Here is a 21,940-nt window from a genome sequence, read left to right on the forward strand (position 1 = left end):
TGGCGCCAGCAGCCGCGTCAGTCGTTCTTGAGTTTGGTCACATACTCTTCCGACAGTTTGCGAAACAGCAAATGCGTTTCATTGCGCAGGTACGGTCCGATCAGCGACAGCACCTGGTAGCAGCCGCGCGCCAGCGCATCGGACATCGATTGCTGCTCGCTGTACTTGCGCGGATTGCGCACATACTCGTACGACAGCCAGTAGGTGGCGACGACGACCATATTCGTCGCCATGGCAGCCACTTCCATGTCCGACGCTTCAAGCGACTGTTCGCTGCGCAAGTCTTCGCACAGCTGCGTGGCCACCTTGATCTTGTGCGCCAGGATCAGCTTGAAGTGCAGTTCCAGCTTGCGGTTGCGCGACAGCAAATCGTTGAGGTCGCGATAGAAAAAGCGGTAGCGCCAGATCAGTTCGAACATCAGGTGCAGGTACAGCCAGACGTCCTCGATATTCGAACGGCGCCCGTCGGGCACGGTCAGGATGCGTTCGATTTCCGCCTCGAACTGGACGAAGATCGAGTTGACGATGTCGTCCTTGTTACGGAAGTGGTAATACAGGTTTCCCGGCGAAATGTTCATCTCTTCCGCAATCACGGTCGTCGTGATATTCGGCTCACCAAACTCATTGAACAGGCGCAGCGACAACTCCAGGATGCGTTCGCGGGTACGGCGTGGTGCTTTTTGTAGCATGGCGGGCAATCTCTCTGTGTTCTGCCTCAAGCATACCACCTAAGATAGCCGTAATGAAACACTCCGCCCACTGGCGCCGGCGAAAACCGCGGGCAAAAAAAAGCCTGCGCGAGCAGGCCGGAGGAATGCGGCGCCAGCTCAGGCGGCCGGCGCTTTTTTCTTCGCCGCCGGTCTCGCGGCGGGTTTGCTCACCGCTTTGCTCGCGGGCTTGCTCACCGGCTTGCTTGCGGCGCGCGGCGCGGCCTTGGCCGCCGGCTTGGCGGCAGCTGCTTTCGGCGCAACTTTCGGTGCGGCTTTCGGTGCGGCTTTCGGCGCCGCCTTCACGGCGGGCTTGGCGGCAGCCTTCCGCTTGGACGCCGGCGCGGCCTTGACCGACAGCGCCGCCACTTGCCGGCTCAAGGCATCGATCTGCGCGTGCAACGCGGCGATGTCCTGCTGCGTGGGCACGCCGATGGTGGCCAGCGCGCGCGCGACGCGCTCTTCAAACACCTGTTCCAGCTTGTCCCAGGAACCGCTGGCCTGCTTGCCCACGCCATCGGCCAGTTTGCCGACGCTGTCGCTGACGTTGGCCACCTTGTCTTCGGCCCGCTTCTGGAATTCCGTGCCTTCCTTCACCAGCCGGGAAAACACGCGTCCCCCCTCTTCCTGCGCCTTCGCAAAAGCGCCGAGGCCCGCTTGCCAGATCTGCTGCGCGGACGAGCGCGCGGCGCTCGCCAATTCCGTGTCTTCCGTCAGCTCCTTCAATTTCTTCACCATCGCCAGCTCCCGTCATGTGAAAGGCCATGCCACTTCATGGATGCGTTTTATTCTAGAGAGCAAAACTAGAGACGGGAGTCTAATTCGATGGAAAGCTGCTCCCCAACGTGCGCCAGCGCACGCGGGGGCCAATTGCCTGTGCGGCAAGCGCCTAGGCTGCCGCTTTCACCTGGCCATGCAGCAGCTTGTGCAGGCGGAAGCCTTCGCGGATATTCTCGCGCAGCACGGCGCCTTTCCACGGCTTGGTATAGAAGCGGTCGACGGCGCCGCGGTTGATGGCCGCCATGATGGGCGTCAGGTCGGCAAAGGCGGACAGCATGATGCGGAAGGTATCGGGGCACAGGTGCTTGACCCGCTCCATGAATTCGGTGCCGCTCATGAGCGGCATGCACTGGTCGCACAGGATCACCTGCACCTTGTGACGCGCCAGGATGTCGAAGCCCTCGGCGGCCGTCTGCGCCGTCAGGATGCGGTAGCCGTCCTGCGCCAGGAAGTCGCTGAGCACGTCGAGCATGAAGACATCGTCATCGACGATCAGCAAGGTTTGCTGCTCTTCGCTGCCGGCATCCTGCGGCGCCTGCAGCAGCTTGCCGCCCATCAGCATCTGCTCGAATTCTTCCTGCGGCACGGGGCGGCTGAAATAATAGCCCTGCATCTCGTCGCAGCCGTGGCGCCGCAGGTAGGCCAGCTGCGCATCGTTTTCCACGCCTTCGGCGATCACTTCGAGCTTCATGCTGTGCGCCATGCTGATGATGGCCAGCACGATGGCCGCGTCGTCCGGGTTGCTCGTCACTTCGCGCACGAAGGCGATGTCGATCTTCAGCTTGTCGATGGGGAAGCGTTTCAGGTAGGCCAGGCTGGAATAGCCGGTGCCGAAATCATCGATGGAAATCTGGATGCCCAGCGCCTTCAGGTTGCGCAGCACGGCGATGGTTTCCTCGGCATTCGACATCAGCGAGCTTTCCGTCAGCTCCAGCTCCAGCAGGTCGGGCGCGATATCGTGCTTGCGGATAGCCTTGAGCACCTCTTCTTCCAGGCCGCCGACGAAGAACTGGATGCCCGACACGTTCACCGACAGGTGCACGGGGCCGATGCTGCTGGCGCCCCACTCGCTGATCTTCTTGCAGGCCTCGTCGAGCACCCAGTTACCGACGCGCACGATAAGACCCGTTTCTTCCAGCAGGGGGATGAACAGGGCCGGCGAGACCATGCCGTGGCCGGGACGGCGCCAGCGTATCAGCGCCTCGGCGCCGCTGATGCGCCCCGAGATGATATTCACCTTGGGCTGGAAGAACAGCACGAATTCCTCGTTGTCGATGGCGCGCCGCAAGGCATTTTCCATGTCCAGCCGCGCCATCGACTGCGCGTTCATCTCCGCCGTGAAGAAGCGGAAGGCGTCGCGGCCCGCTTCCTTGGCGCGGTACATGGCCGTGTCGGCATATTGAATCAGGGTGTCCGCATCGGCCGCGTCATCGGGGAACACGGAAATGCCGATGCTGACCGTCACCGTCACCTCGTGACCCTGCAAGTCGAAGGGCTTGCGCATCGCCTCGCGGATCTTGTCGACCACGCCCACGGCATGCTGGGCGCCTTCGGGCAGCAGCAGGATGGTGGCAAATTCGTCGCCGCCAAAGCGGCCGATGGTGTCGCGCACGCGCAGGCAATCGACGAGGCGGCTGGAAAACTGGCGCAGCAGGTCGTCGCCGATGGTGTGGCCCAGGGTGTCGTTGATATTCTTGAAGCGGTCGATATCCATGAACAGCACGGCCACGGCCCACTGGTGTTCGGACGCCTGGGCCAGCGAATGGGTCAGCGAGGCGTAGAACTGGCTGCGGTTCGGCAAGCCCGTCAAGGTATCGAAATGGGCCAGCTTCATCAGGCGCTGTTCGGCATCCTTGCGTTCCGTGATGTCGCGCGCCACGGCCACCAGGATCCAGCTCTGCCCCGAACGCAAGGTACGCCGCTGCACTTCCACCGACAGGGGCGAACCGTCCTTGCGCTGCAGCTGCAATTCCGTCATCGGGCCGCCCTGGTCGCCGGCCAGCAGCTTGTTGTACAGCTCTTCCAGCTGGGCTTCGCCCTCGTGCGCGCGGCCCGGGCCCACGCGCAGGAAATCCTCGCGCTCGAAACCGAGCATGCGGCAAGCCGTCTGGTTGACGTCGACGAAGCACATGCCGGCGCGGTCGACGAGGAAAATCGCATCGGCTGTGGCGTCCATCGCCAGGCGGAAGCGGCGCAGGTCTTCGTCGAGGCGGATGCGCGCCGCCATGTCCAGGGTCAGCTGCTCATGGTGGCGCTTGATTTCGTCGTACAGCAGCAGGTTGTCGTAGGCGACGGCGATCTGCGCCGCCACCGTGGCGGCGACCCGCTCGTCGACTTCGGAAAATTCATTCGCGCCCAGCTTGTCGACCAGGTACAGCCAGCCGTGGCTGCGCTCGCGCGAAGCGATGGCCACCCCCAGGAAGGAGTGCACGGGCGGGTGCGTGTCGGGCAGGCCCAGCGCAGCGGGGTCGCCCTTCAAGCCGTTGACCCGGTAGGGCTGGCGCTGCTCCAGCAAGCGGTTCAGGATGCCCATGCGCGGCGTGCTGGCGATGCGTTCGAGGTTTTTCTCGGTACCGCACGAGGAAAAATAGCTGAGCTTTTCGGCGCCCTCTTCCAGCACGCCGATGCAGGCGTACTTCGAGACGCAGATATTCTGCGCCACCTTGCAGCCCGCCTCGATCAGGGCGCGCGGATCGCGTTCGGCGCCCAGCTCGATACCTAGTTCGATCAGGGCCGTCAGGCGCAGGCTTACCGCCTGCAAGCTCGACAATGAGCGCGACAAACGCTCCGTCATGACACCGAGGTCTTCGGGAATGACGGCCTGGCCCTCGCGCTGGCTGGCCAGTTGCGAAATCTGCTGGCTGCTCGATTCGAGTTCGTCGAGGTAGCCGCTGACCTGGTGCTCGATACCGGCCAGCTTGCCCGTGGCGGGAAGGGCCGCAGCGCCGCTGTCGCCCGACGGCGCCGGCACCTGGGCCGTCGCCGGCATCAGTCCCAGCGCCTCGTTGACGGTGCGCACGATAACCTCAGGGTCGGACGGCTTGGGCAGCACCCAGCGCACGCCGCACGCCTGCGCCAGCAAGATCGCTTCCTGCTCGCGGTAGGTGGCCGTATAAAAGATGATGGGCACGTCGGTCAGCGCGGGGTCGGCATGCACGCGCGTGACGAATTCGTAGCCGTCCATGTTCGGCATGAGGATGTCGGAGATGATCAGGTCCGGCCGCTCGGTGCGCAGGATTTCCAGCGCGTCGGCGCCATTGGCCGCTTCCAGCAGGCGGTGGCCGCCGTAGCCGAGCAGCGCCGTCAGGAACTCGCGGTTCAGCACATGATCATCGACGATCAGGATGGTGGCTATGTCGTTTTTAACTGGCGTCGACGGCGCCCCGGGTAAAAAAGACTCCAGCTCCGCGACGAACAGATCGGGCTCGATCGGCTTGCCGATGTAGCCATTGAAGCCCGCTTCGAGCAGGCGTTCGCGGTCGCCCACCATGGCCAGCGCCGTCACGGCCAGGGCCGGGATCTTGCGCAGCTGCGGGTCTTTCTTCAATTCAGCCACCACGCCATAGCCGTCAAGCTTGGGCAAATGCACGTCGCAAATGATCAAGTCCGGCAATTCGCTGCGCGCCATGCGCACGCCCTCTTCGCCGTCATAGGCGGCCAGCGGCGTGTACCCGAAGGCGCGCAGCAAGTACACCATCAATTCCATATTGGTGGCGTTATCTTCGATAATCAGGATACGTGCGGACAATTAGCGCCCCCAATAAAAACTGCATGAATCATTTTCCGCCTGCGTTCATCTTTCCGCATGCGCGGCCAACATAACAATCCTATAACATCTTGCCATACATTCAGAGAAATATCTGGCTACCGTGCGCCTGCTGAACGGCGCAAGCGGCCTCAAGAACAAACTTTTTCCGACTGTCTTCCGACGTTAGCTTAATACAGTACGCCAGTGGAAAACAGCATTTTCTGCCCATTGCTCTGTTAAACACGAGCAACAGCAGAGTCAAAAGAGACAGTCTTGCCATGCAGACAAAACACAACAGGACTCAGGCGAAATGGGGAGCGGAGGGGGGCTGGACGACTTCGTTCTTGATAGTGATTTCTTCCAGCAGCTGGCGCAGCACGCGCGCATCGCTGGCCAGCGCCACGTGGCCGATGCCGCCGAAGGCGATATTGCGCGCGCCGGGCAGCTGCGCGGACGCTTGCGGCGCGACGATATTGTCGTGGTGCGAATACATCGAGGTGATCAGGGCGCGCGTCTCCGGCGTTTCGCTGGCGGCCAGCTGCGCCAGCCAGGCGCTCGGTGCGCCATCGACACGGCTCATCTGCCGCGCATTGGCGCCCGCCGCCAGGTTGGCCAGCACGGTGCCGTGGTGCGGCGTGCCGATCGTGACGATGCGCACCACGCGGGCCGCGCCATGGCGGCGCAGCCAGGCGCGCGCCACCAGGCCGCCCATGCTGTGGGCGACGAGAATCACGCGGTCGCTGCCCGTGCGGGTGCGCAGCTCGGTGATGGCTTGCTCGACCTGCGGCACGAACGCCTCGATGTCGCCGTTGATCGGTTCCAGATCGATCGCCTTGTGCACGATACCGGCCCGTGCCAGCTGCAGGCTCAGCTTTGTCCAGTAGCCGCCGTTGCACACATAGCCGTGCACCAGCAGCACGGGCAGGCCCTGGCCAGTGATGGTGTCGGCCGCATGCAGGCGCGGACGCACCATGCCCCATGAAGAAGTCCACAGGGTGGCGCGCAATTCGCCAAAAAACAGGCACGCCGCGCCCATGGCGCCCAGCTGGTATTCAGGCGGCACGGGGCTGCCCAGGCGCCGGCTCTCCCAGAAATTGCGCACGACGATCAGCGCGCGCACGGCCAGCAGTATGGCCAGCGCCAGCAGCACGGCCAGCAGCGGCGACGCGATGCCCCACGCCTGCATGGCCAGGTACGCCAAGCCCAGCACGGCCAGTACTTGCAGCAGCATCAGCCACTTGAGGATGCGCGCGATCATGCCGTCGTCGCAGCAGAGACGGGAACGGGCGCGGGCTTGCCCGTCAGCTCCCGCGCCAGGCCGCTGGCCAGGCGCGCGGCCAGCGCATAGATCGTCAATTGCGGATTGGCGCCTATCGAGGTGGGGAACAGCGAGCCGTCGTGCACGGACAGGTTGCGCACACCGTGATAGCGGCCATCGGCGCCCGTCACGCCCAGGCGCGCATCGTCCGACATGGCGCAGCCGCCCATCACGTGGGCCGACACCACGCGCGCCAGCAGCGCCTTCATCGGCAAGTCGCCGATGGCCTGCTTCGCCTGCGCCCAGCTCGTGTAGTGACTGGCCATTTCATGCACGGGATAGACGCTCCTGGCGCCGGCGGCGAACTGGATTTCCGCCATCGACAGCAGCGCACGCCGCACGCCATCCCAGATGAATGGCGTGAGCGGATAGTCGAGCACGGGCGCGCCGAAACCGTCGATGGACACCATGCCGCCGGCCGCATCATGGTGAAAGCCGTCGCGCAGCAGCGCCAGCAAGGCATGCGCATGGGGGAATTCGCGCATGGTGCGCGCATGCTCGTCGCCGAAGCCGCCCATGGTGGTGGCCATCAGCAGCGGGTGCAAGGGCGGCGCTTCGAGCTTGTAGCCGATGGGACCATCGATGGGCGCCATGTGCAGGAAATGGTCGGAATAAATCGTCTGCGGCGCGCCCGCATAGGCGTCGACCCTCTGCGTGAACAGGCCCGCCGACACCACGGTCGGATGCAAGAAGGTGCGCCGGCCCAACAAGCCGTGCGGGTCGGGCGCCTGCGAGCGCAGCAGCAGCGCGGGCGAGTTGATGGCGCCGCCGGCCAGCACAAAGTGTTTGGCGCGCAGCGTCAGGCGCACGCCCGTGGGCGCCTGCCCGGAGGCGTCCAGCGCCGTCACCTGCAGGCTGTCGACGCGCTCGCCCTTGAAGATGAAACGCTCGGCGCGCGCATGCACGAGCAGGCCTGAGCCCAGCGCCAGCGCCGACGGGATCGTCGTCACCAGCATCGACTGCTTGGCGTTGGTCGGGCAGCCCATGCCGCAGTAGCCGAGATTCCAGCAACCGTTCACGTTGCGCCGGATGGCGGCCGTGGGGATGCCCAGCGCCGTGGCGCCACGGCGCAATAAATCGTTGTTTTCATTGGGCGGCGCGGCCCAGTCGCTCACGTGCAGGCGTTTTTCCATCATGGCGAACCAGGGCGCCATGGCATCGACGCCATAGCCGGACAAGCCGAAATGCTTGCGCCAGTATTCAAGGGTGCCGGACGGCGTGCGGAAACTCGAGGTCCAGTTGACGGTGGTCGAACCGCCGACCGTGCGTCCCTGCAAAATATTGATCGCCTTGTCGCGCGTCTTGCGCGCGGCCGAATCCTGGTACAGCGCGGGATAGGCCTGCGCTTCGCGCATCTTGAAGTCTTGCGACGACTTCAAGCCGCCCTCTTCGACGATCAGCACTTTGAGGCCGGCCAGCGCGAGGATTTCCGCCGTCACGCCACCGCCTGCGCCGCTGCCGATGACGACTACGTCCGCCTCGAAAGTGCGGTCGGCGGCCAGGGTGCTGGCGTCGGTGACGTTCCAGCCTGCGGCCAGGCCGGCGGCAATCGGGTCGGGTATGGGGGATGTGCTCATGGTGGCCTTATGCGCTCAGTTCGGGCAGCGGTCCCGGATAGCCGATGGCGGCCCAGTGGGCGGCATCGGCATACCAGGCGCCGAGGATCAGGTCGTGCAGGGCCAGGTAAGCCGTCTGCAGTGTCGCCAGGCGGTGCGTGCGCCACGACTGCAAAAAGGCGGCCACCTGGGCCGGCTCGGCGTCAAGCCAGCCTTTGTCAACGCCGGCGACGAAGCGCCGCGCGGGCGCCAGCGCCAGCAGGCCAAACAGATCCTGCACTTCCTGTTGCGCCGCCAGCGGCAAGCCACGGATGGCCGTGTCCACGCCGGCGATGGCGCCGTCCAGCGCCGCAGCCCGCGCGGTGGCGTCCCGAGTCAGTGCGCTGCCCAGCATGGCCGGCACGATGGCCGCCAACGCCGCGCGCGCCTCGCCATCGAGCACGAATCGTCCCGGTAGCGCCGGTCCGCGCACGAGCCGGTACGCGGCGCCGCCGGCGGCCAGCACAGCGGCGCCGAGCACGCCCAGTTTCAGAAACGATCTGCGTCGCATCCCCATGCCTCCCCTTGTTTTGTACGGCCTTTTGCAGGCCAGTGTACGCCAAAGGGAGCTGCGCTCCGCGCGCAAAAACTAGAGCGACCCGTCTAGTTCGCGCGACGGGAAGCACAGCAGCAGCATGGCCAGCAGCGCCGCCAGCGCGCCGCCGATGGCGATGCTGGGCAAGCTAAAGGCGACGATCAGCGCACCGCCGAGCACGCCACCGGCCGCCGTGCCCGCATTAAAGGCGGCGATGTTCAGGCCCGCCGCCACGGCGTCGCTGCCCGGACAATGCCGTTGCGCCAGGCGCAGCAGCCGCATGGTCGACAGGGTGACGAGGGCAAAGAACAGCAAGCCCAAGGTGCCGCACAGGGCCAGCATGGCCAGGGGCTGGGCGCGCAGCACATAAAACGCCAGCAAATTGAGCGCCAGCGCGGCCAGTGCCAGCACGGTGGAACGCAGCGCGTGGGGCCTATCGGCGCACCAGCCGCCCAGCAGGTTGCCGCCGATGGCGCACGCGCCAAAGCACAGCATGGCGGCGCCCAGCCAGCCCGCATCGAGTCCGCCCAGCTGCAGCAGGAATGGCGAGATATAGGTGAAAAAACTGAAGGTGGCCACGCTGACCAGCGCCGCCACGCCGGCCGCCAGCAGCAGGGGCGGCTGCAAGATGGCGCGCAAGCTGGCCAGCGCCGATACGGCGGCAAGCTGCTGACGCGCGGCGGGCATGGCGAAGCGCAGGCCGGCGCCGCCGCACAAGGCCAGCACGCCGATGGCCGCAAATACCCAGCGCCACGACGAGACGGCGCCCAGCCACGTCCCCAGCGGCACGCCGCCCGCCAGCGCCAGGGTCAGGCCCAGCCAGACGATGGACAGCGCCCTGCCCGCGCGGGACGGGTCGACCAGGCTGGTGGCCGCATGCGAGGCGACGGCCATGAACACGCCATGCGCGAGGCCCACGGCAAAGCGCACACCGAGCAGCGCGCCCAGTGCCGGCGCCGCCGCCATGGCCACGCTGCCGGCCGCCAGCACCAGCATGGTGCCCACCAGCACCTGGCGCGTGGGCCGGCGCGCCAGCATGGCCGTCAGGATCGGTGCGCCGATGGCCGCCCCCAGCGCATACGCGGCAATGGCGCCGCCGGCCGCCGCCACGCTGGCGTGCAAGTCGCGCGCCATGGGGGTCAACAAGCCGGCAGCGATGAATTCGGACAAGCCGAAGGCGAAGCTGCACAGGGAAAGAAGATAAATGGCGGGCGGCAGGGAAGCCGCGGCGCGGACAGAAACAGGGGACATGACGGCTCCAGTACAGGCAAAACGCCATGCTGGCCCCTGGATCACCATCTGTAAAATATCTTATTTATCTCGAAATAAGACCTTGCAAGTCTCAATGCGAGGCAGACAGCCGCAACTGCTCCAGCAGCCGCTCGCACACGGGCAACGTGCGCTGCGGGTCCCACGCCATGTACAGGTCGAGCTGGCGCAGCGCCTCGGGCGCGCTGCTTGCCAGCGGCAGCATGACCACTCCCGCTGGCTTGGACGCCGCCAGGCTGGCCGGCAGCAGGGCCACACCAAAACCGGCCGCCACCAGGCCCAGCACCGTTTGCAAGCAGCGCGCCTGCTGCACCACGCGCGGCACGAAGCCCGCATGCAGGCACAGGCTGGCCAGCTGGTCGTGGAAACCCTGGCCCAGGTCGCGCGGGGAAGCGACGAAATCGTCGTGGGCCAGGTCCGCCAGGTCCACGTGCGTCAGCCCCGCACAGCGGTGGTCCAAGGGCAGCGCGATCACGATGTCTTCGCCCGACAGGCGCTCGAAGCGCAAGCCCGGCGTGCTGCGCCCGGGAGCGCGCAGCAGCGCGATATCGATGTCGCCCCGCTCCAGCCACTCGACCTGCTGCTGCGTCGACGCTTCGCGCAAGGTAAATTGCACGGCGGGCGAGGCAGTGCGAAACGCGCGCAAAGCATCGAGCACGTGGGCGTAGGGCGTAATGTGGATGAAGCTGAGGCGCAAGTGGCCCTCGATGCCCTGGGCCACGCGGCGCGTGGCGGCCACGCCCTCTTCCAGGCTGGCCAGCACCTGACGCGCCGTGGCCAGAAAAGTGCTGCCGGCCGGGGTCAAGGCGACCTTGCGGTTCGTGCGTTCGAAGACTGGGTAGCCGAGCAGCTCTTCCAGCCGCCGTATCGCCTGGGACAGCGGCGGCTGCGCCATGTGCAGCCGTTCGGCCGCGCGGCGAAAGTTCAGCTCCTCGGCGACGGCAATGAACTGGCGCAGCAGCCGGGTCTCGATCATGGGCCTTTTTTGGCTACCGCCAGGATATGCCGGGCGATGCCGCGCAGGATATTGACTTCTTCCGTTTCCAGTCCCGTGCGCGAAAACAGGCGTTTCAAACGGGGCATGAGCTTTTTCGGGTTGTCGGCGTCGAGAAAGTCGATGGCGACCAGCGCCTGCTCCAGATGCGCGTACATGCCGTCGACCTGCGCCAGGCTGGCCGCGTCGCCATGAAAACCGACGGGGCTGGCCATTTGCCCATCGCCGAGCGCCGCCACGCGGCATTCATAGGCGACCACCTGCGCCGCCTGCGACAGGTTCAGCGAGGAATACTCGGGATTGGCGGGGATGTTGATCAGCACATTGCACTGCTCGACGATCTCGTTGGGCAAGCCGAAGCGCTCGTTGCCGAAGATGACGGCCGCGTGCAAGTCTGCGCCGGCCGCCAGCTGGGCCGCAATGGCGCGCGGCGCCGTGACGGGCGGCGAAAATTCGCGCAACCGGGCCGACACGGCGGCCGCGTAATTGCAGCCTTCGAGCGCCTCGGCGATCGAGCCGACGATGCGCGCGCCCGACAAAATATCCTGCGCGCCGCTGGCGAAGGCCACCGCTTCCGCATCCGTCAAGGCGTCGGGAAAGCGGGGGTTGACCAGCACCAGATCGGAAAAACCCATCGTTTTCATGGCGCGCGCAACGCCGCCAATGTTGCCAGGACGACTAGTTTCGACAAGAATAAATCGCAGGCGTTTGAAAAGAGACGTGTTGATTTCGGGCAGATTCATTTAAAATAGCGCTATTGCGCGGTATCGATACAGGAAATTTCGGGAAACGGAGTCACAAAACGCTGACGCCAGGCCGGGATTTTAACCACTTCGGCACCGCTCCGCTCTTTAATTCATTCTTGCACTCTATCGTACCGGCGCCGCAAGGCGGCCATGGGCGGTCGCGTGCTTTTAACGGAAGCTCACATGCACCCAATGCTCAACACGGCGATCAAAGCCGCCCGCCGCGGCGCCGCCGTCATCAATCGCGCCTCTTTTGACCTCGACCGCGTCGTCGTCACGGAAAAACAACATAACGATTTCGTCACCGACGTCGACCAGGCGGCCGAACAAGCCATCATCGAGGTGCTGTCCAAAGCCTACCCGGACCACGCGTTCCTGGCTGAGGAATCGGGAGCTTCCGCCAACTCGCACGACGAGAATGAATATCAGTGGATCATCGATCCGCTGGACGGCACCACCAACTTCATCCACGGTTTCCCGCAATACTGCATCTCGATCGCCCTCGCGCATCGCGGCGTCGTCACGCAAGCCGTCATCTACGACCCGGTACGCAACGACCTGTTCACGGCCACCAAGGGCGCCGGCGCCTACCTGAACGAAAAACGTATCCGCGTCACCAAGCTCGACCGCATCTCGAACGCCCTGCTGGGCACCGGCTACGTGGCCGGCAGCGCCCGTGCGCTGGACGAATACCTGAAGATGTACGCGATCATGGGTGAACGCAGCCAGGGCGTGCGCCGCGCCGGCTCGGCCGCGCTGGACCTGGCCTACGTCGCTTGCGGCCGCCTGGACGGCTTCTACGAAAAAGGTCTGAAGCCTTGGGATATCGCCGCCGGCGCCCTGATGATCACGGAATCGGGCGGCATCGTCGGTGAATTTTCCGGCGAATCGGACTACCTGTACAAGGGCGACGTCATCGCCGCCAGCCCGAAGATCTTTGGCCAGATGATCACCCTGCTGACGCCATTCGCATAAGGTTGCGCACGCGGCATCCATGAAAAAACCAGCCTTGGCCGGTTTTTTGCATTCAGGGGCTGACCTGCCCCGCCACGACAAAGCCCAATGTCATTGCCACCACCATCGCCGCGCCCGTCGGCGTGGGTGGCGTGGGCGACGGCAGGTCGAACCAGCGGCACACGGCGCCCACCAGCAAGCCCAGCAGCGACCCTGCCAGCATCACGTTCATGGCGCCTCCCGTTTCATGTCACGGCGCTGCAGGTACAAGCCCGTGAGCCAGTAGCCGCAACTGGTCAAAAACACCAGCAGCGCGACGCCCAGCACGGGCGGCGCCGGCACGGGAATGTGCGTCAGCTGGCAGATGAAACCCACGACAAAAGCCAGCAGCAGGCCCAATATCACTTTTTTGTAATACATAACGTTCTCCTAGAAGGCGAAGCAGCTGCAGCCCAGGGTGCCCCAGAAGCCGGAAAAATCGGAAATCGGCACGGCCGACTTGCGCGCCCGGTCGTGGGCGTGCGCATGCACGCCGCAGGCGCCCGCGCACTGGTGCGGCAGCATGGTTTGCGTTTGCGCTTGCTTGGCCACGGGCCGGTAATGGCCGGGCACCGTGCGCACGGGCGACCACTCGGGCAGCACGGGAATCGGTGGCGGCGCCAGATTGGTGAACTCCGCCTGACCGTAGACGACCTTGCCGCCCACCATGGTCAGCACGGATTCGATCGACTTGATCGCCTCTTCCGGCACCGTGAAATAATCGGCCGACAGCACGGACAGGTCGGCCAGCATGCCCTCGCGGATACGTCCCTTCTTGCCTTGCTCGCTCGAGAACCAGGCGCTGCCCGCCGTCCACAGTTCCAGCGCCGTGTCGCGCGACAATCGCCCCGCCGCATCCGTCAGGGCCAGGCCGCCCACGGTGCGCCCCGAAACCAGCCAGTACAGCGCCGTCCACGGGTTGTAGCTGGCGACCCGGGTCGCATCCGTGCCGCCGCCCACGGGCACGCCCGCGTCCAGCATGCGCTGCACGGGCGGCGTGGCTTTCGCCGCATCCGCGCCATAGCGCTCGACGAAGTACTCGCCCTGGAACGCCATGCGGTGCTGGATGGCCAGGCCGCCACCCAGCGCCTTGACGCGGTCGATATTGCGCGGGCTGATGGTTTCCGCATGATCGAACAGCCAGTGCAGGCCGCCGAACGGCGTGTCGCGGTTGACCTTCTCGAATACATCGAGCATGCGGCTGATCGATTCATCGTAGGTGGCGTGCAGGCGGAACGGCCAGCGCTGCTCGACCAGGTGGCGCACGACCTTTTCCAGCTCGTCTTCCATGCCGGCCGCCAGCTCGGGGCGCGGCTCGAGGAAATCCTCGAAGTCGGCGGCGGAAAACACGAGCATTTCGCCGGCGCCGTTATGCCGGTAAAAGTCCGTGCCGTCGCCGGGCTTGATCATGCCCGTCCACTTCTGGAAGTCCTGCAGTTCCGCGCCCTTGTTTTGCGTGAACAGGTTGTAGGCGATGCGGATGGTCAGCTGATCTTTTTGCGCCAGCTCGTCGACGACGGCGTAATCCTCGGGATAATTCTGAAAGCCGCCGCCCGCGTCGATGGCGCTGGTGATGCCGAGGCGGTTCAATTCGCGCATGAACTGGCGCGTGGAGTTCACTTGCAGTTCGCGCGGCAGGCTCGGACCTTTCGCCAGCGTGGCATACAGGATCATGGCGTTCGGGCGGGCGATCAGCAAGCCGGTCGGGTTGCCGGCCGCGTCGCGCACGATTTCGCCGCCGGGCGGGTTCGGCGTGTTCTTGTCGTAGCCGACGGCGCGCAGGGCGGCGCGATTCAGCAGGGCGCGGTCGTACAGGTGCAGGATGAAGACGGGCGTGTCGGGCGCGGCCGCGTTAATTTCATCGAGGGTGGGCATGCGTTTTTCCGCGAACTGGAATTCCGTCCAGCCGCCGACCACGCGCACCCATTGCGGGTTCGGCGTGCGCAAGGCCTGTTCCTTGAGCATGCGCAAGGCGTCGGCCAGCGAGGGCACGCCTTCCCAGCGCAATTCCAGGTTGTAGTTCAAGCCGCCGCGGATCAGGTGCAGATGCGAGTCGTTCAGGCCGGGAATCACCGTGCGGCCAGCCAGGTCGATCACCTGCGTGGCCGGGCCGCGATGACGCATCACGTCTTCCACGTCGCCCACGGCGAGAAATTTGCCATCGGCGATGGCGACGGCGGACGCCAGCGGCTGCGTCCTGTCGACCGTGTGGAAACGGCCGTTGAGCAAGATGGTGTTTGCGTGCATGGGAACTCCCGGATCAAATGAAAAAACGGCCCCGCCGGCGGGCGGCGAAGCCGGAGTCAGTGAAAATCAATGGCCTTCGCTGGCGTTGAACATGGATTTGGCGTAGATCAGGCCCAGGCCATAACCGCCGCCGTGCGCCACGGCCGTTGCCACCGTTTCATTGTAGGTCTCGCCGCGGGCCCAGTCGCGCTGCAGTTCCAGCAAGTATTGCACGGACGTCATCGGCTGCGCACCCGCCTGTATCATGCGCTGCATGGCCATCGCATGGGCTTCGTCGGAGACGTCGCCGCTGGCGTCGGCGATCACGTAGACGTCAAAACCCTGTTCCAGCGCCGACAGCGCAGGTCCCACGATGCAGACGGAGGTCCACAGGCCGGCCAGCACGATCTTGCCCTTGCCGTAGCCATTCACCTTGTCGGCGATGCGCGCATCTTCCCAGGTGTTCATGCTGGTGCGGTCGATCGGCGCCTGGTCCGGGAAGACGGACTGGATCTCGTCGAAGATCGGGCCGGAGAACGATTTCGCCGCCACCGTCGTCAAAATCGTCGGCACCTTGAATTCCGCCGCCGCCTTGGCCACCAGGGCCGCATTGTTGCGCAGCAGGGCCAGGTCGATGGAGCGGGTGGCGAAGGCCATCTGCGACTGGTGGTCGATCATGATCAGGGTATGATCGTTCGGGGTCAGCAGTTTTTGGGCGGCTTGGGCGGTGGCGATAGGCATGATGTTTTCCTTAGTGAAAATAATTGAATATAAAAAAAGAGATGTCGTTATACGGTGCTTCTGCTCCTGCCCTTGCGTCACGCTGTGTGTGCCGGGCCAGTGCTATGCAGTATGGACGAGATACTTTGAAAACAAAAACGGAAAGAATGCCAAGCTATGTGCAATTTTTTCGATGATACAAAATAACCGCGGCGGCGACCTGACCATCAAGGGAGAAAACATGGGATTTGAATTCAGGGTCACGGCCAGCCTGGCGCCGGAACAGCGCCAGCACATCGCGCAGCTGCTGGCGGCACGGCCGCAGGCGTCCGGGACCATGTCCGACACGGACGCCAGGCTGACGGATGCGGGCCTGTATATATGCCAGTACCTGCGCCCGGACCCGTGGCATGGCCTGGACGCCGTGCGCGCCTGGCTCGATGCGCAGGGCGTGCGCTACACCGTCGACGAGATCGACGACTAAACGCCTTTTCTTTACTTGCGACATTGCAAACCTGAAACAAAACAGGCGCGTTTTTGCCAGGCTGTTATACTTCGCGTGTGCGGCACATATGACCAGTCCCCTTGCCGCTGTCTTTCGACCCCTAATCTGATTGCCTGCGACTGGCGCCCCACGATGGCGACAGGCCGATCTCACAATAAAGTTACCATGTCCTTTTCCTCCCTCGGATTGTCCGACGCTATCGTACGTGCCGTTACCGAACACGGCTACACCGTGCCGACCCCGATCCAGTCGCAGGCGATTCCCGCCGTGCTGGCTGGCGGCGACTTGCTGGCCGGTGCACAAACCGGTACCGGCAAGACGGCCGGCTTCACCCTGCCCGTGCTGCACCGCCTGTCGACGGACGCCAATGGCGCATCCATCACCAGCAACACCTCGACGCGCCCGATCCGCGCCCTGATCCTGGCCCCGACGCGCGAACTCGCCGCGCAGGTCGAGGAAAGCGTGCGCGCCTACAGCAAGTACACCAAATTGAACTCGACCGTGATCTTCGGCGGCGTTGGCATCAACCCGCAAATCAAGCAGCTCAAGCATGGCGTCGACATCCTCGTCGCCACGCCGGGCCGCCTGCTGGACCACATGGGCCAGGGCACGGTTGACCTGTCGAAAGTGGAAATCCTGATTCTCGACGAAGCCGACCGCATGCTGGACATGGGTTTCATCCGCGACATCAAGAAAGTGCTGGCAGTACTGCCGCCAAAACGCCAGAACCTGCTGTTCTCGGCCACGTTCTCGGAAGAGATCAAGGCCCTGGCCGACGGCTTGCTGAACAAGCCAGCCATGATCGAAGTGGCGCGCCGCAATTCGACCGTGGAAGTGATCAAGCAAAAGATCCATCCGGTCGACCGCGACAAGAAGCATCCGATGCTGTCCTACCTGATCAAGTCGAACAACTGGACGCAAGTACTTGTATTTACGCGCACCAAGCATGGCGCCAATAAACTGGTCGAACAGCTGGGCGCGGACGGTATCGGCGCCCTGGCCATCCACGGCAACAAGAGCCAGTCGGCGCGCACGCGCGCGCTGTCCGAGTTCAAGGATGGCACCCTGCAAGTGCTGGTCGCCACCGACATCGCCGCGCGCGGTATCGACATCGACCAGTTGCCGCACGTCGTCAACTACGACTTGCCGAACATTCCGGAAGACTATGTGCACCGTATCGGCCGTACGGGCCGTGCCGGCGCCAAGGGCGAAGCCGTGTCGCTGGTCTGCGTGGATGAGCACGAAATGTTGAAAGACATCGAAAAGCTGATCAAGCAAACCCTGCCGCGCGAAGTCATCGAAGGCTTCGAGCCCGACCTGAACGCCCGCGCCCAGCCTGTGCAATTGCGCAGCGGCACCGGCGGCCACCGCAACAACAGCCGCGCGCCAGCCGGCGCCGTCGTGCGCGTGAAAACCGGCGGCAGCGGCGCCAAGCCACGCAGCGCCGGCCCATCGGGCGGCGGTGGCGGCGGCAACCGCAGCGGCAATGCGCCGCGTTCGGCAGCCAATCACAGATCTGGCGGCCGCGGTCGTTAATACCCGCGGGTAAGCGCATATCGCAGCAATCAAAACCGTTCCAGAACTTGTTTCTGGAACGGTTTTTTCATGCCCGCCACCAATTGCCGATTTGGGCTAGGATAGTGTCCATTGCCCTCACCTGCGTGCCGCCATGCCGAACTTCGCTGCCAACCTCAGCATGATGTTTACCGAACTGCCCTTCCTCGACCGCTTTGCCGCCGCCAGGGAAGCGGGCTTCGATGCCGTCGAATTCCTGTTCCCCTATGCCGTCGAGGCGCGGCAGATTGCCATGCGGCTGGAACGCCACCAGCTGCAGCTGGCCGTCTTCAACTTTCCGCCCGGCGACTGGGAACACGGCGAACGGGGCATTTCCTGCGACCCGCGCCGGGGCGAGGAATTCCGCAGCAACGTACAGCTGGCCCTCAACTATGCGCTGGCGCTGGGGGCGAAGCAGCTGCACTGCATGTCCGGCATCGTGCCGCCCGGCATGAGCCTGGAACGGGCGCGGCAAAGCCTGATCGGCAACCTGCAATTTGCGGCCGACGCCTGCCGTCCGCATGGCATCAACGTGCTGATCGAGCCGATCAACCACCACGACATGCCCGGTTACTTTCTGAACCATAGCCAGCAGGCGGCCGACATCATCGCCGACTGCCAGCGCAGCAATATCTTCCTGCAGTACGACGTTTATCACATGCAGCGCATGGAGGGCGAGCTGAGCAACACCATCCGCGCCATGCTGCCCCTGATCCGCCACATCCAGATCGCCGACACGCCGGGCCGCCACGAACCGGGCACGGGCGAGATCAACTACCGCCACGTGTTCAAGCTGCTGGACCAGGTCGGCTACGCAGGCTGGGTCGGCTGCGAATACCGCCCCGCCAGCGACACCGTTACCGGACTGGGCTGGCGCGAGCAATTGACGGGCGCCTGATCGCAGCCTGCTTGCGCCCGCACAAGGCGGGTAGCGCAGGCCGGCACGACAATACCTTTCCATACAGTATTTCCTGTCGAGAGGTGACGTGTCCGCCCTGCCCGCCCGCCATCGCCGCGCCCTTTATCTTTGCATCCACCTCTGCCTGGCTGCCGTGCTGTGCGGCTGCGCCACCGCGCGCCCCGAGCTTGCGCAAGTGCGCGCCCTGGCCGCCGGCAACGAGGCCTTGAGCGCCTTCAGCGAACTGTCGCAACGCCACGTCGACAGCTACCAGCGCGCCCGCCCCTATCTGTCGCCCGCCGAAGACGCGCGCGAACGCCTGCTCGATGCGCAGCGCCGCGCCGCGCAGGCGGACGCCGCGCGCCTGGCGCAGGCCGTGCGCCTGTACCTGCAGGCTCTGGGCCGGCTGGCCGATGCCGACGCGTACGACGTGCGGCCGGAACTGGCCGGCGCCGGCGCCGCCCTCCGCGCCTGGCCGGGCAGCGGCATCGACGACCGCCATGTGAGCGCCTACACTTTGCTGCTGCAACAACTGTCGCGCCTGAGCGGCGAGGCCAGCCAGCAGACACACCTGGCACAAGTGCTGCACGATGGCGACGCGCCGCTGCAAGCCCTGCTGGCCGCGCTCGACAGCTTGCTGGCGCTGTACGACAAAAGCGGCGACAACGAGCGCGACATGGTGCTGGGCTTGCTCGACGTGGAAATCGCGTATGCGGACACGCCGCAGCAGCGCCTGCTGGCCGTGCTGGCGAAAAACATGCAGCAAAGCAAAACCGAGGAATACCGCCTGGCTGGCTTGCGCCATACCCTGGCGCGCCGGCAACTGGCGGCACTGGGGCGCGAACACGCCCGGCTCGCCGCCACCCTCACCACCACGGAGGCAAGATGGACGGATCGGTAGGCAGGAGCAACAACAGCGAACGCCGCGAAGCGGCCCTCAGCAGCGCCATGCGCGTCGAGCAACTGGCCGACAGCCTGTCGCAGGCGGCCGTCACCCTGCACGGCGCCGTCATGCGCGCCATCCGCAAGCGCGCCAGCCAGGGCGCCGACGGCATCAGCCACAGCCAGGCGCAAGCCGTCTTCGCCCTGGAAGTGGCCTTGCGCCAGCAAGCCAACCAGCTGTATGCCGATGCGGCCGGACACACGGTGGCGGGCCTGGAAACGGCGCAGCGCCAGCTCAGCGGCCTGCTCGACACGGTGCGCCTGCGCATCGCCCGCAACGACGACGTGCGACACTGGATCAGCCTGGCGACGAGCTTGTTGCACCTGGGCAGCGCCGTGCTTGCAGGCAATCCCGAACGCATCCTCAGCACCCTGGGCAAGGTGCGTGAGCGGCTGCAAGAGATGGCGCCGGAGTGATTGAAATCGGCCGGCGAGCGCCTATACTGGGACCTCCCCGCCTGGCAATCGTGCCTGCGGGGCGATGACCAGAGGAGACCAAGATGCGTATCGAACCGTATTTGCAATTCAATGGAAACTGCGCGCAAGCGCTCGAATACTACCGCCAGCACCTGCATGGCACCGACTTGTGCCTGATGCCATTTCGGGGCACGCCGGGGCAGGAGCAAGTCAAGGAAGACTGGTATGACAAGATCATGCACGGCTCCGTGCAGCTGGGTCCCACCATGCTGATGGGCTCGGACGGCGGCTGCACCGAGGATGGCGCCAAGGGCATGAGCGGCTGCTCGGTCTGCCTGACCGTCGATACACCGGAAGAGGCGGAGCGGGTCTTCGCCGCACTGGCGCGTGACGGCGCCATCCAGATGCCCATGGAAGAAACGTTCTGGGCCAAGCGCTTCGGCATGCTGAAAGACCAGTTCGGCGTCGCCTGGATGGTCAACTGCCTGAAAGAGCCAGCATAGAACGGCCGCTGCCAGCCTGCGCCGCGTCAAACGCGGCGCGGGTGGTAGCGCAAGCAGAGCCGCCAATCTTGGACTACCATGATGGAAGTAACCTCTACCGGGTGATGGCCATGAATGGATTGCCGCAAGACCAGCTGCAGCGCCTGCAAGGCGTGCTGGAGCAACGCAAGCTGGCGTTGCTGGAACAGATCGAGAACGAAGCGGCCGAAGCGGACGCGCGCGCCTCGCTGCTCAATGAAGTCGAAGCCTCGCCGGCCGACAATGCCAGCGTGCGCACCTTGAACGCCCTCGTCAGCGAAGCGGCCGAGCACAACCTGGCGCAGCTGGCCATCATCAAGCACGCGCTGGCCAGGTTTGCCGATGGCAGCTACGGCCTGTGCGACAACTGCGGCGAAGCCATCGGCCTGTCGCGCCTGAACGCCCGCCCCGAAGCACGGCTGTGCATCGATTGCCAGACGCGGCTGGAAAAAAGCCAGCGCTGACTAACACGCTGAGCACCATGACGGCGGCGCAACAACAAAGGGCAAGGCATCGCTGCCCTGCCCCTGTATTACAGCGTGACTGCCATTGCCTGACGTCCGCCGCCAACGTCTGTGCGCCGACTGGGTGGACGGGTCTCCTCTACTGCCATTGCCTCTGTGCAAGCTGTACGCTTGCTTAACTCATGTGCTGTCCGCCATTGATGGCGATGTTCGCGCCCGTGACAAACGCGGCCTCGTCCGACGCCAGGTAAGCGACCAGGGCCGCCACCTCGTCCGGCTCGCCCAGGCGGCCCAGGGGAATTTGCGGCAGGATCTTCGTTTCCATGATATCGGCCGGCACGGCCGTCACCATCTGCGTACGCAGGTAGCCGGGCGAGACCGTGTTGACGGTGATGCCGTGTCGCGCCACTTCCAGCGCCAGCGCCTTGCTGAAGCCATGCACGCCCGCCTTGGCGGCCGCGTAGTTGCACTGGCCAAACGCGCCCTTCTGGCCATTGACGGACGAGATATTGATGATGCGGCCCCATTTATGTTCGAGCATCGGTTCGAGCACCTGCTTGCTCATGTTGAACAGGCTGTCGAGATTGGTACGCATGACCTCGGACCAATGCGGCAATTCCATCTTGCGCATGCTCTGGTCGCGCGTGATGCCGGCGTTGTTGACCAGCACGTCGATGCGGCCGAACTGCGCCAGCACGCTGGACACGGCCTCGCTGCAGGCAGTGAAATCCGTCACGTCGAGGGACAGCGGATGAAAATAATACTGCTGCGCCTGCTGCTCGTCGAGCCAGCTTGCCACCCGCGCATTGCCCGGCGTATGCGCGGCCACAACGGCAAAGCCCGCCCCATGCAGGCGGCGGCACAAGGCCGTCCCCAGGCCGCCCATGCCGCCCGTGACCAGCGCTACTTTTTGCTCCTTCATGACTGTCTCTCCCCGCTTGTTATGGTTGTTCTGCGTGGCATCAAGTGTAGGAGCAGTTTTTATAGCCAGCCTTGCGCCAGATCAAG

The 21,940-nt window shown here is 64.7% G+C and carries 22 protein-coding genes; 8 read left to right on the forward strand and 14 right to left on the reverse strand.

The window, feature by feature from the left end; genetic code table 11:
• Positions 1-17: 17 nt before the first annotated feature.
• The 9 genes from ASN89_RS11800 to ASN89_RS11840 all read right to left on the reverse strand — a co-directional run bounded on the left by ASN89_RS11800 (position 18) and on the right by ASN89_RS11840 (position 11,689).
• On the reverse strand, positions 18-689 hold the full coding sequence (locus tag ASN89_RS11800; protein WP_034758777.1) for a TetR/AcrR family transcriptional regulator: 672 nt from the start codon (positions 687-689) through the stop codon (positions 18-20).
• A gap of 138 nt (positions 690-827) precedes the next feature.
• Positions 828-1,445, reverse strand: coding sequence for a phasin family protein (locus tag ASN89_RS11805; protein ID WP_058049398.1), 618 nt, complete (start codon positions 1,443-1,445; stop codon positions 828-830).
• A gap of 151 nt (positions 1,446-1,596) precedes the next feature.
• Positions 1,597-5,235 carry an EAL domain-containing protein gene (locus tag ASN89_RS11810; RefSeq protein WP_058049399.1) on the reverse strand — a complete coding sequence of 1,213 codons (3,639 nt, stop codon included), beginning with the start codon at positions 5,233-5,235 and terminating at the stop codon, positions 1,597-1,599.
• Positions 5,236-5,536: 301 nt separating this feature from the next.
• On the reverse strand, positions 5,537-6,493 hold the full coding sequence (locus tag ASN89_RS11815; protein ID WP_058049400.1) for an esterase/lipase family protein: 957 nt from the start codon (positions 6,491-6,493) through the stop codon (positions 5,537-5,539).
• On the reverse strand, positions 6,490-8,130 hold the full coding sequence (locus ASN89_RS11820; protein WP_058049401.1) for a GMC family oxidoreductase: 1,641 nt from the start codon (positions 8,128-8,130) through the stop codon (positions 6,490-6,492). Before ASN89_RS11820 ends, ASN89_RS11815 begins: the two co-directional genes overlap by 4 nt.
• Before the next feature lie 7 nt (positions 8,131-8,137).
• Positions 8,138-8,665: a hypothetical protein gene (locus ASN89_RS11825; protein WP_058049402.1), complete on the reverse strand. Its 528-nt coding sequence runs from the start codon at positions 8,663-8,665 to the stop codon at positions 8,138-8,140.
• A 72-nt stretch (positions 8,666-8,737) separates the two neighbouring features.
• Positions 8,738-9,934 (reverse strand): MFS transporter, encoded by a 1,197-nt coding sequence (locus ASN89_RS11830; protein ID WP_235501954.1) that lies wholly within the window; start codon positions 9,932-9,934, stop codon positions 8,738-8,740.
• 91 nt (positions 9,935-10,025) lie between these two features.
• Positions 10,026-10,928, reverse strand: a complete 903-nt coding sequence (locus ASN89_RS11835) for a LysR substrate-binding domain-containing protein (RefSeq protein WP_058049403.1) — start codon at positions 10,926-10,928, stop codon at positions 10,026-10,028.
• Positions 10,925-11,689 carry an RNA methyltransferase gene (locus ASN89_RS11840; RefSeq protein ID WP_034758797.1) on the reverse strand — a complete coding sequence of 255 codons (765 nt, stop codon included), beginning with the start codon at positions 11,687-11,689 and terminating at the stop codon, positions 10,925-10,927. The genes ASN89_RS11835 and ASN89_RS11840 overlap by 4 nt, the downstream gene beginning before the upstream one ends.
• Positions 11,690-11,884: 195 nt before the next feature.
• Between ASN89_RS11840 and ASN89_RS11845 the strand changes: the two genes are divergently transcribed.
• Positions 11,885-12,667, forward strand: coding sequence for an inositol monophosphatase family protein (locus ASN89_RS11845; RefSeq protein WP_034758799.1), 783 nt, complete (start codon positions 11,885-11,887; stop codon positions 12,665-12,667).
• A gap of 52 nt (positions 12,668-12,719) precedes the next feature.
• Here ASN89_RS11845 and ASN89_RS11850 read toward each other — a convergent pair whose 3' ends face one another.
• The 4 genes from ASN89_RS11850 to ASN89_RS11865 form a co-directional block, all read right to left on the reverse strand.
• Complete coding sequence (locus tag ASN89_RS11850; protein ID WP_046682465.1) at positions 12,720-12,878, reverse strand: XapX domain-containing protein; 159 nt, start codon at positions 12,876-12,878, stop codon at positions 12,720-12,722.
• Entirely contained in the window at positions 12,875-13,066 is a 192-nt protein-coding gene (locus tag ASN89_RS11855) for a DUF1427 family protein (protein WP_058049404.1), read from the reverse strand. The genes ASN89_RS11850 and ASN89_RS11855 overlap by 4 nt, the downstream gene beginning before the upstream one ends.
• A 9-nt stretch (positions 13,067-13,075) precedes the next feature.
• A complete protein-coding gene (locus ASN89_RS11860; RefSeq protein WP_058049405.1) occupies positions 13,076-14,932 on the reverse strand; it encodes an amidohydrolase in 1,857 nt (618 codons plus the stop codon).
• 66 nt (positions 14,933-14,998) lie between these two features.
• Positions 14,999-15,652, reverse strand: coding sequence for a hydrolase (locus ASN89_RS11865; RefSeq protein WP_046682462.1), 654 nt, complete (start codon positions 15,650-15,652; stop codon positions 14,999-15,001).
• A gap of 172 nt (positions 15,653-15,824) precedes the next feature.
• On the opposite strand from ASN89_RS11865, the gene ASN89_RS11870 reads away from it, so the two are divergent.
• From ASN89_RS11870 to ASN89_RS11900, 7 genes are all read left to right on the forward strand, one after another.
• The gene (locus ASN89_RS11870; protein ID WP_058049406.1) at positions 15,825-16,115 is read left to right on the forward strand and encodes a hypothetical protein; all 291 of its coding nucleotides are present in this window, start codon (positions 15,825-15,827) and stop codon (positions 16,113-16,115) included.
• 186 nt (positions 16,116-16,301) lie between these two features.
• Complete coding sequence (locus tag ASN89_RS11875) at positions 16,302-17,672, forward strand: DEAD/DEAH box helicase (RefSeq protein WP_046682460.1); 1,371 nt, start codon at positions 16,302-16,304, stop codon at positions 17,670-17,672.
• Positions 17,673-17,805: 133 nt separating this feature from the next.
• Positions 17,806-18,588, forward strand: coding sequence for a 2-oxo-tetronate isomerase (otnI, locus tag ASN89_RS11880; RefSeq protein WP_058049407.1), 783 nt, complete (start codon positions 17,806-17,808; stop codon positions 18,586-18,588).
• An 88-nt stretch (positions 18,589-18,676) separates the two neighbouring features.
• Entirely contained in the window at positions 18,677-19,489 is an 813-nt protein-coding gene (locus tag ASN89_RS11885) for a hypothetical protein (protein ID WP_152988545.1), read from the forward strand.
• Positions 19,474-19,947, forward strand: a complete 474-nt coding sequence (locus ASN89_RS11890; protein ID WP_052755523.1) for a hypothetical protein — start codon at positions 19,474-19,476, stop codon at positions 19,945-19,947. Before ASN89_RS11885 ends, ASN89_RS11890 begins: the two co-directional genes overlap by 16 nt.
• An 83-nt stretch (positions 19,948-20,030) precedes the next feature.
• Positions 20,031-20,450, forward strand: coding sequence for a VOC family protein (locus tag ASN89_RS11895; protein ID WP_046682458.1), 420 nt, complete (start codon positions 20,031-20,033; stop codon positions 20,448-20,450).
• Positions 20,451-20,560: 110 nt separating this feature from the next.
• A complete protein-coding gene (locus tag ASN89_RS11900) occupies positions 20,561-20,932 on the forward strand; it encodes a TraR/DksA family transcriptional regulator (RefSeq protein ID WP_046682534.1) in 372 nt (123 codons plus the stop codon).
• A gap of 175 nt (positions 20,933-21,107) precedes the next feature.
• Here the strand turns inward: ASN89_RS11900 and phbB are convergent, their stop codons facing one another.
• Entirely contained in the window at positions 21,108-21,854 is a 747-nt protein-coding gene (gene phbB / locus ASN89_RS11905; protein ID WP_058049409.1) for an acetoacetyl-CoA reductase, read from the reverse strand.
• Between the last annotated feature and the right edge of the window lie 86 nt (positions 21,855-21,940).

It is taken from the genome of Janthinobacterium sp. Ant5-2-1 (assembly GCF_001445815.1).
Classification (GTDB): domain Bacteria; phylum Pseudomonadota; class Gammaproteobacteria; order Burkholderiales; family Burkholderiaceae_D; genus Janthinobacterium; species Janthinobacterium lividum_E.

Bases quoted from the DNA above. Each gene is read 5' to 3' on its own strand.
- ASN89_RS11800 (WP_034758777.1), bottom strand. From the start codon at position 689: ATGCTACAAAAAGCACCACGCCGTACCCGCGAACGCATCCTGGAGTTG.
- ASN89_RS11805 (WP_058049398.1), bottom strand. From the start codon at position 1,445: ATGGTGAAGAAATTGAAGGAGCTGACGGAAGACACGGAATTGGCGAGC.
- ASN89_RS11815 (WP_058049400.1), bottom strand. From the start codon at position 6,493: ATGATCGCGCGCATCCTCAAGTGGCTGATGCTGCTGCAAGTACTGGCC.
- ASN89_RS11820 (WP_058049401.1), bottom strand. From the start codon at position 8,130: ATGAGCACATCCCCCATACCCGACCCGATTGCCGCCGGCCTGGCCGCA.
- ASN89_RS11825 (WP_058049402.1), bottom strand. From the start codon at position 8,665: ATGGGGATGCGACGCAGATCGTTTCTGAAACTGGGCGTGCTCGGCGCC.
- ASN89_RS11830 (WP_235501954.1), bottom strand. From the start codon at position 9,934: ATGTCCCCTGTTTCTGTCCGCGCCGCGGCTTCCCTGCCGCCCGCCATT.
- ASN89_RS11835 (WP_058049403.1), bottom strand. From the start codon at position 10,928: ATGATCGAGACCCGGCTGCTGCGCCAGTTCATTGCCGTCGCCGAGGAG.
- ASN89_RS11840 (WP_034758797.1), bottom strand. From the start codon at position 11,689: ATGAATCTGCCCGAAATCAACACGTCTCTTTTCAAACGCCTGCGATTT.
- ASN89_RS11845 (WP_034758799.1), top strand. From the start codon at position 11,885: ATGCTCAACACGGCGATCAAAGCCGCCCGCCGCGGCGCCGCCGTCATC.
- ASN89_RS11850 (WP_046682465.1), bottom strand. From the start codon at position 12,878: ATGAACGTGATGCTGGCAGGGTCGCTGCTGGGCTTGCTGGTGGGCGCC.
- ASN89_RS11855 (WP_058049404.1), bottom strand. From the start codon at position 13,066: ATGTATTACAAAAAAGTGATATTGGGCCTGCTGCTGGCTTTTGTCGTG.
- ASN89_RS11860 (WP_058049405.1), bottom strand. From the start codon at position 14,932: ATGCACGCAAACACCATCTTGCTCAACGGCCGTTTCCACACGGTCGAC.
- ASN89_RS11865 (WP_046682462.1), bottom strand. From the start codon at position 15,652: ATGCCTATCGCCACCGCCCAAGCCGCCCAAAAACTGCTGACCCCGAAC.
- ASN89_RS11870 (WP_058049406.1), top strand. From the start codon at position 15,825: ATGATACAAAATAACCGCGGCGGCGACCTGACCATCAAGGGAGAAAAC.
- ASN89_RS11875 (WP_046682460.1), top strand. From the start codon at position 16,302: ATGTCCTTTTCCTCCCTCGGATTGTCCGACGCTATCGTACGTGCCGTT.
- otnI (WP_058049407.1), top strand. From the start codon at position 17,806: ATGCCGAACTTCGCTGCCAACCTCAGCATGATGTTTACCGAACTGCCC.
- ASN89_RS11890 (WP_052755523.1), top strand. From the start codon at position 19,474: ATGGACGGATCGGTAGGCAGGAGCAACAACAGCGAACGCCGCGAAGCG.
- ASN89_RS11895 (WP_046682458.1), top strand. From the start codon at position 20,031: ATGCGTATCGAACCGTATTTGCAATTCAATGGAAACTGCGCGCAAGCG.
- ASN89_RS11900 (WP_046682534.1), top strand. From the start codon at position 20,561: ATGAATGGATTGCCGCAAGACCAGCTGCAGCGCCTGCAAGGCGTGCTG.
- phbB (WP_058049409.1), bottom strand. From the start codon at position 21,854: ATGAAGGAGCAAAAAGTAGCGCTGGTCACGGGCGGCATGGGCGGCCTG.